The sequence below is a fragment of the Nocardioides sp. genome (assembly GCF_030149505.1).
Taxonomy (GTDB): Bacteria; Actinomycetota; Actinomycetes; order Propionibacteriales; family Nocardioidaceae; genus Nocardioides.
In genome coordinates this window covers 1-11584 of sequence record NZ_JASBRN010000029.1, presented here as the reverse complement: position 1 = coordinate 11584, position 11584 = coordinate 1, and the positions used below count along the sequence as shown (strand labels likewise).

The 11584-nt window shown below is 69.1% G+C and carries 12 protein-coding genes and 1 pseudogene; 4 read left to right on the top strand and 9 right to left on the bottom strand.

What is annotated here, in order from left to right; genetic code table 11:
• Positions 1-104: 104 nt before the first annotated feature.
• From Q1V71_RS05755 to Q1V71_RS20025, 5 genes and pseudogenes are all read right to left on the bottom strand, one after another.
• Positions 105-266, bottom strand: a complete 162-nt coding sequence (locus Q1V71_RS05755; protein WP_300641601.1) for an FAD-dependent oxidoreductase — start codon at positions 264-266, stop codon at positions 105-107.
• Between the two features lie 142 nt (positions 267-408).
• Positions 409-711: an antibiotic biosynthesis monooxygenase gene (locus Q1V71_RS05750; protein ID WP_300641599.1), complete on the bottom strand. Its 303-nt coding sequence runs from the start codon at positions 709-711 to the stop codon at positions 409-411.
• Positions 708-1277, bottom strand: a complete 570-nt coding sequence (locus Q1V71_RS05745) for a type 1 glutamine amidotransferase domain-containing protein (protein WP_300641597.1) — start codon at positions 1275-1277, stop codon at positions 708-710. The genes Q1V71_RS05750 and Q1V71_RS05745 overlap by 4 nt, the downstream gene beginning before the upstream one ends.
• A gap of 1 nt (position 1278) precedes the next feature.
• Positions 1279-1902, bottom strand: a complete 624-nt coding sequence (locus tag Q1V71_RS05740) for a zinc-binding dehydrogenase (RefSeq protein ID WP_300641595.1) — start codon at positions 1900-1902, stop codon at positions 1279-1281.
• A 184-nt stretch (positions 1903-2086) separates the two neighbouring features.
• Positions 2087-2317 (bottom strand): annotated as a pseudogene (locus Q1V71_RS20025) (alcohol dehydrogenase catalytic domain-containing protein); the annotation flags it as partial.
• 394 nt (positions 2318-2711) lie between these two features.
• Between Q1V71_RS20025 and Q1V71_RS05730 the strand changes: the two are divergent.
• Positions 2712-3899, top strand: coding sequence for an alcohol dehydrogenase catalytic domain-containing protein (locus Q1V71_RS05730; protein ID WP_300641593.1), 1188 nt, complete (start codon positions 2712-2714; stop codon positions 3897-3899).
• 74 nt (positions 3900-3973) lie between these two features.
• Here Q1V71_RS05730 and Q1V71_RS05725 read toward each other — a convergent pair whose 3' ends face one another.
• Together Q1V71_RS05725 and Q1V71_RS05720 are read right to left on the bottom strand one after the other, a co-directional pair.
• The gene (locus Q1V71_RS05725; protein WP_300641591.1) at positions 3974-4270 is read right to left on the bottom strand and encodes a hypothetical protein; all 297 of its coding nucleotides are present in this window, start codon (positions 4268-4270) and stop codon (positions 3974-3976) included.
• 194 nt (positions 4271-4464) lie between these two features.
• Complete coding sequence (locus Q1V71_RS05720; protein WP_300641590.1) at positions 4465-5274, bottom strand: alpha/beta fold hydrolase; 810 nt, start codon at positions 5272-5274, stop codon at positions 4465-4467.
• A 135-nt stretch (positions 5275-5409) separates the two neighbouring features.
• On the opposite strand from Q1V71_RS05720, the gene Q1V71_RS05715 reads away from it, so the two are divergent.
• Positions 5410-5550, top strand: coding sequence for a hypothetical protein (locus Q1V71_RS05715; RefSeq protein WP_300641588.1), 141 nt, complete (start codon positions 5410-5412; stop codon positions 5548-5550).
• Between the two features lie 26 nt (positions 5551-5576).
• Here the strand turns inward: Q1V71_RS05715 and Q1V71_RS05710 are convergent, their stop codons facing one another.
• The gene (locus Q1V71_RS05710) at positions 5577-6815 is read right to left on the bottom strand and encodes an alkaline phosphatase D family protein (protein WP_367280126.1); all 1239 of its coding nucleotides are present in this window, start codon (positions 6813-6815) and stop codon (positions 5577-5579) included.
• A gap of 240 nt (positions 6816-7055) precedes the next feature.
• On the opposite strand from Q1V71_RS05710, the gene Q1V71_RS05705 reads away from it, so the two are divergent.
• The gene (locus Q1V71_RS05705) at positions 7056-7652 is read left to right on the top strand and encodes a hypothetical protein (RefSeq protein ID WP_300641586.1); all 597 of its coding nucleotides are present in this window, start codon (positions 7056-7058) and stop codon (positions 7650-7652) included.
• Here Q1V71_RS05705 and Q1V71_RS05700 read toward each other — a convergent pair.
• Positions 7623-8084 (bottom strand): low temperature requirement protein A, encoded by a 462-nt coding sequence (locus tag Q1V71_RS05700; protein ID WP_300641584.1) that lies wholly within the window; start codon positions 8082-8084, stop codon positions 7623-7625. The two genes, Q1V71_RS05705 and Q1V71_RS05700, sit on opposite strands and share 30 nt — an antisense overlap.
• 161 nt (positions 8085-8245) lie before the next feature.
• Between Q1V71_RS05700 and Q1V71_RS05695 the strand changes: the two genes are divergently transcribed.
• Positions 8246-10612, top strand: coding sequence for an excinuclease ABC subunit UvrA (locus Q1V71_RS05695; protein WP_300641582.1), 2367 nt, complete (start codon positions 8246-8248; stop codon positions 10610-10612).
• The last annotated feature ends 972 nt before the right edge of the window (positions 10613-11584 follow it).

Here is an 11584-nt window from a genome sequence, read left to right as displayed (position 1 = left end):
ACTGGGCACAGCGGTCATCAAGGTGTCCTTCTTCGAGTCGGTTGTGAGAGATCACTCGAAGGATCCACCTGGTGGCCGCGCCTACGTTGCAGGCACGCGCTCACTCAGGTCCGTCGTACACCACTCTGCTGGACTCCACTGTACAACCGCACCGGTACGCCCTGCTCCCGCAGCGCGTACGCCGTCGACAGACCGACGATCCCGCCCCCGATCACTGCTACCTCGGGTGAACGCGTCGTGGCAACGTCGTCGTCAGTTCCTGTCATCGCGGTTCCTCGATCTGTTAGGGATGTGCGATAGGCCGCAAGACAAGGGGCCGCTGCCACGACGTCAACGGACTGTGTCAGCCCGAAGTCACCGCGCGCAGCGACCCCTCATGTCTGGGTCAGTACTCCCGCTCTGTTGGTGTCAGGCGGGGAGTTTGGAGCCCAGTACGTCGAGCTTCTCGATCGTCGGTTCGGAGAACAACGCACCGGTCTGCTCGCCGAGAGCTACCGCCACAGGGCCGGACAGGTGAGCGTCACGTCCGGCGTCATCGGGGAACACGTCGAAGATCCCGAACGAGGTCGACCCGAGGCGGATGGCGAACCACGCGGTGGTCGCCGGCTCTTCCTCAACAAGCGCACGGCCGCTGTCAAGGAACTCCTCCACGTCGTCCTCCTTGCCGGGCAACGCGTCAAACCTGACCAGCAATCCCTTGGTCACACTCATGACTTCTCCTCTTCCTTTGTCGTGGTGCCCGCGAGTTGGGAAACGATCGCCTCGGAGAACGCCGGCAGGTCCTCCGGCGAGCGGCTGGTGATGAGATTCTTGTCGACCACCACGTCCTGGTCAACGACGTTCGCGCCGGCATTGCGCAGGTCGGTGCGAATGCTCGGGTACGACGTCAGAGTGCGACCGATGGCCACGCCGGCCTCGATCAACGTCCACGGACCGTGACAGATCGCCGCCACTGGCTTGCCGCTCTCGACGAAGTCGCGGACGAAGGAAACGGCGCCCTCGTCGACCCGGAGCTGGTCGGGGTTCACCGTACCGCCGGGAAGCAGCAGGGCGTCGTAGTCGCCCACCGAGGCGTCGGCGACCAGCCCGTCGACGGTGAACGTGCCCGCTTCATCCAGGTCGTTCTTACGGGCCTTGATCTCGCCGTCGTGGATCGAGAGGACCTCGGTCTGAGCGCCCGCGCGGTCCAGTACTTCGCGGGGTTGCTCGAGCTCAACGCGCTCGACGCCGTCGGCGGCGAGGATCGCGACCCTCTTGCCCTGAAGATCTGCTGCCATATCAGTTTGCCTTCTTTCCGTTTGACATACCGGGCTTGATGACGACCTTGGTCCAACCCTCGGACCTGGAGTCGAAGTTCCTGTAGGCGTCGGCAGCCTGATCCAGCGAGATCTCGTGGGAGACGATCCAGGACGGCTTCGCCTTGTCAGCCGCGATCAGGTCACGCAGCCGGCGGTTGTACCTCTTGACCGGGCACTGACCGTTGCCCATGGTCTGTCCCTTGAACCAGTGGGTGCCGAAGTCGATGGCCGCCTTGCCCTGCTTGGCCAATTCGCCCTTGGCCCCCGGGTCCTCGGGGACGAACACGCCGACGGTGCCGATCCCGCCGGTAAAACGCACCGAGTTGATGAGCATGTTCAAGGTGGCAGCCGGGTCTTCGTTCCCCTGCGGGTCGTGGGCCTGGTAGCCCACGCACTCGCAGCCACGGTCGGCTCCGAGCCCCATGGTCTCGTCCAGCACAGCCTGCACGGGGTCGACCTTGGAGTCGTCGATGGCGATCGCTCCGATCTGCTCGGCCAGCGCGAGCCGGTCGGGGTGGCGATCGACCACCATGACCTTCGCGGCGCCCTTGATCGCCGCGGACAACGCAGCCATCAGACCCACCGGACCGGCCCCGGCGATCACGACGCTGTCGCCCCGGGATCACGCCAGCCATCTCGGTGGCGTGGTAACCGGTGGGGAAGATGTCGGAGAGCATGACGTAGTCGTTCTCCTTGTCGTCCGCGTCCTCGCCCAGGCGCAGCGCGTTGTGGTCGCCGAAGGGCACCCGGAGCAGCTCTGCCTGCCCGCCGCCGTACGGGCCCATGTCTGCAAATCCGTAGGCCGCACCAGCGGCAGACGGGTCAGGCTGCGTCGTCAGGCAGTAGTTCGTGAGCCCGCGCTCGCAGTTCTTGCAGAACCCGCACGAGATGTTGAACGGCAGCACGACCCGGTCACCGACCTTGACCTTCTCCACGCCCTGACCGACCTCCACCACCTCTCCCATGTTCTCGTGGCCGAACGTCCGGCCTTCCTCGAAGGAGGTCCGCCCCTCGTACATGTGCAGGTCCGAGCCGCAGATGTTGGTGGTTGTGATCTTGACCAGCACGTCAGTGGGTCGCTCGATCTTCGCGTCCGGAACATCGGTGACTGCGACGTCTCGGGGTCCCTGATACACGACAGCCTTCATGCGAATCTCCAATCGTTGTGGGGGCACTCTGACCCCTCCACGCTCGCGGCCGACCAGCAGGAAGTCATGGGCACGCCAGGTCCAAACCCCGGGGCCCACTTGGGTCGAGTGCACAACTCGCTACGTCGCGTGCACAGCGCAAGGGGTACGGTCAGTTATCGGCGTTTATCGAAGCGTGATGACGGGTACCGGACCCGGGTGGCCGGACACCGTCCGGCCACCGCACCGGAATCTGAGATCGAGCAACTGGGAAGCAGGTCGTTCCATGAAGGCAGTCACGTGGCAGGGCACGCACGACATGCAGGTCACCGAGGTGCCGGACCCGCGGATCGAGGAACCGACCGACATCATCATCCGGGTCACCTCGACCGGTCTGTGCGGATCCGACCTCCACCTCTACGAGACGCTGGCGGCGTTCATGGAACCCGGCGACATCGTGGGCCACGAGCCGATGGGCATCGTCGAGGAGGTCGGCCCGGGCGTCACCGAGCTCGCGGTCGGCGACCGCGTCGTCGTGCCGTTCAACGTCTCGTGCGGCTCGTGCTGGATGTGTGACCGGCACCTCTACAGCCAGTGCGAGACCACGCAGAACCCCGAGCACGGCACCGGCGCGAGTTTCTTCGGCTACTCCAAGCTCTACGGCCAGGTCCCGGGCGGCCAGGCGGAGTACATGCGGGTGCCGTTCGGCAACTTCCTGCCGGTCAAGGTGCCGCACGAGCACGCCGACGACCGGTTCCTGTTCCTCTCCGACGTCCTGCCGACCGCCTGGCAGGGCCTGAAGTACGCCGACGTCCCCGACGGCGGCACCCTGCTGGTCATGGGCGCGGGTCCCATCGGCGACATGGCCGCGCGGATGGGTGTGCGCGCCGGCTACCGCGTCATCAGCGTGGACCGGGTGCCCGAGCGGCTCGCCCGGGTCGCGGCGTTCGGCGCCGAGCCGCTGAACCTCGACGAGGCCGCCCAGGTCGGCGGGGTCGCCTCGGTCGTCCAGGAGCTGACCGGCGGACGCGGCGCGGACTCGGTCATCGACGCCGTCGGCATGGAGGCGCACGGCTCGCCCGGCGCCCAGGGCGTCCAGAAGTTCGTGGGCCTGATGCCCGACGTGATCGCCGAGCCGATGCTCAAGAAGGCCGGCATCGACCGGCTGGCCGCGCTGCACACCGCCATCGAGGCCGTCCGCCGCGGCGGCACCGTGTCGATCTCCGGCGTGTACGGCGGGGCGGTCGACCCGATGCCGATGTTCCAGCTCTTCGACAAGCAGGTCCAGGTGCGGATGGGCCAGGCCAACGTCCGCGCCCACACCGGCGAGCTGCTCGCGATGCTGGTCGAGGACGACCCGTTCGGGGTCGACGCGTTCGCCACCCACCACCTCCCGCTCGCCGAGGCCCCGCAGGCCTACGAGCACTTCCAGAAGAAGGAGGAGGGCATGGTCAAGGTGGTCTTCCAGCCCTGACCGCACCGGCCGGAGCAGTCCGGGCGCGCCGCGCGACCGCGGGGCGCGCCCGGACTCCCGATCGACCGGATCCCCTACCTGCGGTGCCCGTCGGTTGCGCCCGGACGGCTCCTGCGGCGGTCCCACCAGCGGTCCGCCGCGTCGGAGGCCTGGCCCAGCGCGATGAGCGCGAAGGCCACCCCCGTCACGACGACGGCGAGCAGCAGGGAGAGCAGCCACGCGACGCCGGCCCACTCGGGGGCCCACTCGAGCGGCGCGAGCAGTCGCAGGACCGCGACACCGAGCACCACCGGCGCCCAGGTCCAGGGGACGGCGAGCACGTACGGCCGGACCAGCGCGCGGCCGGAACGAGCACGTGCGTCGTCGTCCACGCGGTTCAGTCCACCACGCCTGGGCGTCGGCCGCCTTCTTCGAGCGCGCGACGCCGTACGTGAGGTCCTGGTGCAGCGCGTCGCAGTTGGCGTCGTCGGTCACGGCGGCGCGGGCGGGGGCCGCAGGCGAATCGTCGGCGGTCTGGACGACCCCCTCCTCGAGGGTTCCCGCTACCCGGCGGCCGTCCGTCAGGTCAGGCGGTGAGGAACACCCGCAGCGCGGACACGAACGCCTCGGGCTGCTCGGAGTGCACCCAGTGGCCGGCGCCCTTGATTGTGACGAGGCGGGTGCGTGGGAAGAGCCGGCGCATCGTGGCGTCGTGCTCGGGACGGATGTACGGCGACCGCTCGCCGGCGAGCCACAGCACCGGGTGGTCGAAGGTGCCGTCGCCGAGGTCGGAGTTGTCCGGGAAGTCGCCGATGGTCGGGAGCTCGGCCCGCAGCAGTGCCAGGTGGGGCTGCCACCGGAAGCCCGTGTCGGTGGAGCGGAGGTTCTGGAGCAGGAAGAGGCGGACCCGGTCGTCGGGGATGTCGGCGGTCAGCAGCCGGTCGGCGTCGGCCCGGCGGTCGACGGCGTCGAGGTCGAGCCGCGCGAGGCTGTCGAGGAGGTGCTCGAACTCCCCTGTGCCGGCTTTCGCGGTCGGCGAGATGTCGACGACGACGAGCCGGTCGACGAGCTCGGGGTGCCGGAGCGCGAGCACCATCGCGACCTTCCCGCCCATCGAGTGGCCGACGACGTGCACCGGTCCGTCGGCTGCGAACCCCTCGCGCAGGTGCGCGGCGACCGCGTCGGCGACGTCGACGTAGTCGACCGAGTCGGTCCACGCCGAGCGCCCGTGGTTGGGCAGGTCCACCAGGAGCGAGTGCAGGTCGGGCTCGAGCGCCTTGGCGACCTGGGTGAAGTTCTTGCCCTGGCCGGAGAGACCGTGCAGGAAGACCGTCCGGGCTCCCCCGGGACCGCCGATCTCGGCGTCGTGGATCGCGCGGTCCGGCTGGCTGCTCACGCCCGCAGCCTAGGGGCCGCCGCGTCGTCCGAGCGGTCCGGCTCCCTGACCCGTCCGGGTCATCCGCGGTGTGTTGCAGCCCACACCCGGCCCCGGGCGCCTACGGTCGAGCAGACGACTTTGGGGGTCATCGCCATGTGGGACACCGTCCAGACCAACGCCCGCCCGATCTCGCACGACCTGCCGTGCGGCCGCTGCGGCCACGCCGCGCACACCTACCTCGCCTGCTCCGAGACCTGCGACTGCGAGCCGGCGCGGGACCTCGTCCACACCTGACCAGCAGCCTCGGCTCCCCTCCGGCCTCACTCCCGGAACGGGACGTCCACGCTCGCCACCTGCTCGAGCGTCGGGCGGTCGGGCGCGCCGTCGGTGACGCCGCGGGACCACGCCATGTGCAGCTCGGTCTCGCGCAGCTCGAGGACGGCGAGGTTGTTGTCGTACCGGGGTCCCTGCGGCAGGCGCCACCGCAACGGGCTCCGCGGGACCCTCCCGCCCAGCAGCCGGCCCGTCGGGCGGGTCCGGCCGTACGCCGCCAGCGCGGTCGCCGCCCGCATCACGCGCGGCAGCGGGTTGCGGATCGGCGAGCACACCGCCTGCACGATCGCGCTGTGCGCCGTGCGACCGCTGGCCGGGTCGGGCTCGGCCAGCGCGACGTAGCTGTGGTGGACGTCGCCGGAGAGGAACGTCACCGTCCGGGGCGCCCTCCCCCGCTCCCCCGCGGCCACCTCGACGACCATCCGGCCGACCTTCTGGAAGCCGTCCTGGAACGCCGCCCAGTGCTCGAGGTCCGCGCCCTGGCGCGCCCGCTCGCCGAGCGGCTTGAACAACCGGCCCAGCCGGCCCTGGGCCAGGGCCTCGCTGAACGCCTCCACGTGGTGCAGCGCCGGCGCGAGGAGGAACGGCAGCGAGGTGCCGACGATCAGGTGGTCGACGTCGCCGACCATCCGCTCGTCGAGCCAGGCCATCTCCGCGTCCTCGAGCATGCAGCGCAGCTCGGGCGTCAGCACGCGCGCGGCGCGGGAGTCGATCACGACGAGCCGGGCCTGGGTGTCGAAGTCGCGGCAGAAGCTCCAGCGGTAGCTGTCCGGCTCCTGGTCCGCGCGCTCGGCGAGCGCGTCGACCTCGGCGGTCAGGTCGAGCTCGCCGGGCCCGTCGTGCGCCGTGACCTGCTGCCACAGCGGGTCGGCGGCGCGTTCGGCCGGGCTGAGGTTGCCCAGGTGCTGGTGCACCCAGTACGACGCGAGGCCGCCGACGACGCGGTCGTGCCACCAGTCGGTGGCCTCCATCTGGGCCCGCCACGTCGCGCTGGTGTTCCAGTCGTCGCGGATGTCGTGGTCGTCGAAGATCATCGCGCTCGGCAGCGTGGAGAGGAGCCAGCGGTTGGCGGGGTCGTCCCACGCCAGGCGATAGAGGTGGGCGTACTCCTCGTAGTCCTGGAGCTCGTACCACGGCGCCTCCGACGGGTGGCGCCGCTGCTCGATGAAGGCCTTCATCTCGTCGCTGGTGTCGTCGGCGTAGACCTGGTCGCCGAGGAACAGCACGAGGTCGGGCCACTCGTGGTCGGCGACGCCCGCGCCGGTGTCCCCGGCGAGGTGCAGCGCGTAGGCCGGGCGTATCGCCGCCCCCGAGAGTTGACGAGGACCGATGAGCTCTCACGGACTCGGACTGGATCCCGGGATGCATCCGTGCTGCAGGCACCGAGGTGTCGCCGCTCAGCGCGACGACCTGTCGGGTCCCTACGTCACGGAGGGACCCGGGGTGGGTCGGCGAGGGATCGCGAGATGAGTGTCTTGGAGCCTGCCTCGACCCGAACTGTTGCGGACATCGACGGGCTGGATCTGGAACATGCCCTCACCGGCCTCCATGAGTTGCTGGTGATGTCGCTGACGATGCTGCAACGTCATGACGTGGACGGGGTCATCGACGTCCTGGCGCGTGGGGTCGAGTCGGCGACCGGCTGCACCTTGGTTCACGTCAACTTCCAGCGTCACCAGGAGTGGACCACCCTGCCCCCCGGGGAGCCAACGAGACCGGCGGAACCGATCCCCCCAACCGGTGAACGGGTGTTCGTGCAGGACCACGGCGACTCCTGGACGTCTACGACCTCTGTCACGGTCGCGAACGGCGTACCCGGCCAACTGGTCCTTCGCAGCTCCACCCGACCCGACCCCGAACAACTGTTCGTCATCGAACGGTTGGGCGACCTCCTCGGGACGGCGCTCGCGGACGCGCAGGTGCACGAGCGCCACCGCCGACGCGCCCACGAACTCTATGCAGCCAATAACGAGATGGCGCGCACCGTCGCGGCGCTGCAGCACCGTGAGGGGGTGCTTGAGGAGTTCGCCCGACTATCCACGACCGGGACTGAGCTCGACTAGTCGCAACGCGGCCGAACCCACGTCCGCCTCGCCCCGCACGTCAAGAGCCAGCAGCACGACGTGGATCAGTCGGACCGCCAGGAATGCAAGCGCAAAGACCAGCGCCCGCGCGCCGAACGCCTGCGGCAGCGCGACCGCGGCCATCAGCATGGCCGCCATCGCGAGAAAGAGCAGCAGGCGAGGCCCGGGTCCGTCGTGGTCGGAGGTGTTCGTCAGCCAGGCGTAGCAGGCCCACGCCCACCACACAGCAGCGAGCGCCAGAATCCCGCGGCCGAACCCCGCCCAGGAGATGTCCGCGAGCATCAGGACAGTGACCTGCAACATCGCGTAGACGAAGACCAGGTCGAAGAACAACTCCAGCGTTCCGACCGACCGATCTGCTGTGTCTTCGGCTGCTTGCTCATCCGCATTGCCGAGATCATCGTCGCGCATACGGTGCTCCTCACCCACTCGCCGACCTTGATGCTTGCGTACGCCAACTCACAGTGGGCTTCGGAGGGCGGGCCCGTTTCGCCGTGGGGGTCTCAAGCACTCTTCGGGGAACGCAATACTTTGTTGTAGAGCAAACCGAGAGCGACCGACAGGGGCAGCACGTGACCACCGATGCGACCGATGGCTTTGTGCGTGTCCGCGGTGCCAATGAGAACAACCTGCGCAACATTGACGTGGACATTCCTCGCAACGTGATGGTGGCGTTCACCGGGATCTCTGGGTCGGGGAAGTCGTCGCTGGCCTTCGGAACGCTGTACGCCGAGGCGCAGCGCCGCTACTTCGAGTCGGTCGCGCCCTACGCGCGCCGGCTGCTGCAGCAAGTCGGTGCCCCGCACGTCCAGGAGATCACCGGCCTGCCGCCTGCGGTCGCGCTTCAGCAGCGCCGGGGCGCGGCCACCTCACGCTCGTCGGTCGGCACCATCACCACGCTGTCCAACCTGCTGCGGATCCTCTACTCGCGGGCCGGCGATTACCCGGCTGGTGCCGATCACCTCGCGGCCGAGGCGTTCTCGCCCAACACCAGCGCGGGCGCGTGCCCGCGCTGCCACGGCCTGGGCGTCGTCCACGACGTCACCGAGGAGCTGCTTGTCCCGGACCCGTCACTGAGCATCCGTGAAGGGGCGATCGCCGCCTGGCCGGGCGCGTGGCAGGGCGCCAACCTGCGCAGCATCGTGATGGGGCTCGGCATCGACGTCGACAAGCCGTGGCACAGTCTCAGGAAGCGGGACCGCGACTGGCTGCTGTTCACCGACGAGCAGCCCTCGGTGCTCATCGAGCCGGAACCAGGTCGCGTCGACCACGGCTACTACGGGAAGTTCTGGAGCGCGCGCAGCCACGTCATGCACGTGCTGGCCGACTCCACGAGCGAGCGGATGCGCGAGCGGGCCATGCGGTTCGTGGAGGAAGCGCCCTGCCCGGATTGCCAGGGCAGTGGACTACGGCCCGAGGCCCTCGCGGTGACCTTTCTCGGGCGTTCGATCGCCGAGGTCAACGACCTGCCCTTCACAGCGCTGGTGGCTCTGCTGCGTCCGGTCGCTGAGCGGCCCGCGGGTGCCGACGAGGTCGCGGCGCGGATCTGCACTGACCTGGTCGCGCGCGTCGAGGTGTTCCTCGATCTGGGCCTGGGTTATCTCAGCCTGGGACGGAGCTCGACGACGCTGTCGCCCGGAGAGGCGCAGCGCCTGCGGATCGCCACCCAGCTGCGTTCGGGTCTGTTCGGAGTCGTCTACGTCCTGGACGAGCCGTTCGCCGGCCTGCACCCGGCCGACGCGGAGCCGCTGCTGGATGTCCTGGACCGCCTCAAGGCGTCCGGCAACACACTGTTCGTCGTGGAGCACGACCTCGACGTCGTACGACGAGCAGATTGGGTCGTCGATATCGGCCCGGGTGCGGGCGAGGCCGGAGGTCGAGTGCTTCACAGCGGCCCTGTCGCGGGCCTGGAGGACGTGACTGAGTCGGTCACCAGCGCCTACCTGTTCGGTCGCGCTGAGCGGCTCGTGCACGATGCGCGGGCCCCGCAGGGCTGGCTGCGACTTACCGGCGTACATCGCCACAACCTGCGCGACCTGTCTGTCGATATCCCGCTGTGCGTGCTGACCGCCGTCACCGGGGTGTCCGGGTCCGGCAAGTCGACCCTGGTCACCCAGGTCCTGGCCGAGGACCCGACTGCTCGTGAGTCGTTCGACCGACTGGTATTGGTCGATCAGCGCCCGATCGGCCGGACGCCGCGGTCCAACCTCGCGACGTACACGGGTATGTTCGATGCCGTGCGGAAGTTGTACGCCGCCACGGACGCGGCCCGGGCCCGCGGCTACGGCGCCGGCCGCTTCTCCTTCAACGTCGCCGGGGGCCGCTGCGAGACCTGTCAGGGCGAGGGATTCGTCTCCGTCGAGCTACTGTTTCTGCCTGGCACCTACGCTCCCTGCCCGACGTGCCACGGCGATCGCTACAACCCCGAGACGCTCCAGATCACCTACCGCGGCAAGAGCATCGCGGAGGTCCTCGACCTGTCCGTCGACGACGCCGCCACGTTCCTGGCCGACGTACCGGCCGCCGCACGCAGCCTCCAGACGCTTCGCGAGGTGGGTCTGGGCTACCTGCGACTTGGACAGCCGGCGACCGAGCTCAGCGGCGGGGAGGCACAGCGCATCAAGCTCGCCACCGAGCTCCAGCGCGCTCACCGCGGCCATGCCCTCTACCTGCTCGACGAGCCGACCTCCGGACTCCACCCCGCAGACATCGCTCTGCTGCTGCGCCAGCTGCACCGGCTCGTCGACGCCGGCAACACGGTGGTCCTCGTCGAGCACGACCTCGACGCGATCGCCACCGCGGACTGGGTCATCGATCTCGGTCCGGGCGGAGGAGATGCCGGCGGTCGGGTTGTCGCGACCGGCACGCCAGCCGACATCGCGAGGGCCGAGGGCAGCGCGACCGCGCCCTACCTCTCGCGGCGGCTCGAGCGGACATGAGCTGGGTGCGGGCGGCCGGTGTGCCGTCAGGCTGCCGCGCGGGCGCGGAGGCATCACGCCAAGAAGAATCCGTACATGTCATGAAAGATGAAGGCATGACTGTGTATCTCGCTTGGACCTCGGAGGACCTGCCTGACCTGGAGGGGCCGTGGCACGAGGCTCGGCTTGTGGCGCCCGGGCTGGTCGCCGTGGACAGCACCGAATCGCTGTCAGCGGTCTATCACGCCATCAAGTGGTCCCTGGAGGGTGAGGCTTCGCTGATCGTGGTCCCCGTGCACCAGACGCCCAAGTCGCGGGGCATGGCTGCTGGCACCACTAGGTGGTTGCGTGAGCGGACTGCAAGGCAACCGCCCGGTGCCAACATCCGGGGCCTCACGTCATCCGATTGAGCTGTCCGGGCTCCCAGGCCACGAGGGCTGCCAGGTTGGTTCTCCCACCTCAGGGAACGAGGCTTCACGTAGGTGGGTGATGGACACGGGGAGATTGAGACCGGGGAGCGGCGCCCGCAACCGGGAAGGCCCCGCGCGGACTCCCTTACCCCGGGGACGCCGCCCGATCAGCGAACCTCCCACGGGAATGTCGCAGGCCAGCGTGCCTGCGCCTCTGGCCGGCGTCCGTCTATCCCGTCCGGTGATGTGTTCCGGTGAAGGGGCCCCATTCGGACGGGCCGCCGTGGCCACGAGGCGGGGCCCATCGCCTACCTTGACGACGAGCCACTTATCGACCGATCTCGCCAAACTGTCCCGCGGGCGCGTCGTCAATCTTCCCTGCATCTCGACACTTGTTGTCGAGATGCAGCCAACATGGACAAGTACGAACATTTGTCAAGATCGGTCAAGTCCCCGGGAGTGGTGTAGCGCTTCGCGTTCCTTCTAGTTCGGATTAGGCGGTCAGGGCGGGCAGGTCGTCGGCTCCGATCTCGGGTTCGGTGGTGGGGACGATGTTGACGCGGCAGCGGGCGAGGACCTCGAG

Excerpts from the sequence above, each read along its gene's own strand:
- Q1V71_RS05745 (WP_300641597.1), bottom strand. The coding sequence starts at position 1,277 with ATGGCAGCAGATCTTCAGGGCAAGAGGGTCGCGATCCTCGCCGCCGAC.
- Q1V71_RS05705 (WP_300641586.1), top strand. The coding sequence starts at position 7,056 with ATGAGTGTCTTGGAGCCTGCCTCGACCCGAACTGTTGCGGACATCGAC.
- Q1V71_RS05700 (WP_300641584.1), bottom strand. The coding sequence starts at position 8,084 with ATGCGCGACGATGATCTCGGCAATGCGGATGAGCAAGCAGCCGAAGAC.
- Q1V71_RS05730 (WP_300641593.1), top strand. The coding sequence starts at position 2,712 with ATGAAGGCAGTCACGTGGCAGGGCACGCACGACATGCAGGTCACCGAG.
- Q1V71_RS05750 (WP_300641599.1), bottom strand. The coding sequence starts at position 711 with ATGAGTGTGACCAAGGGATTGCTGGTCAGGTTTGACGCGTTGCCCGGC.
- Q1V71_RS05755 (WP_300641601.1), bottom strand. The coding sequence starts at position 266 with ATGACAGGAACTGACGACGACGTTGCCACGACGCGTTCACCCGAGGTA.
- Q1V71_RS05715 (WP_300641588.1), top strand. The coding sequence starts at position 5,410 with ATGTGGGACACCGTCCAGACCAACGCCCGCCCGATCTCGCACGACCTG.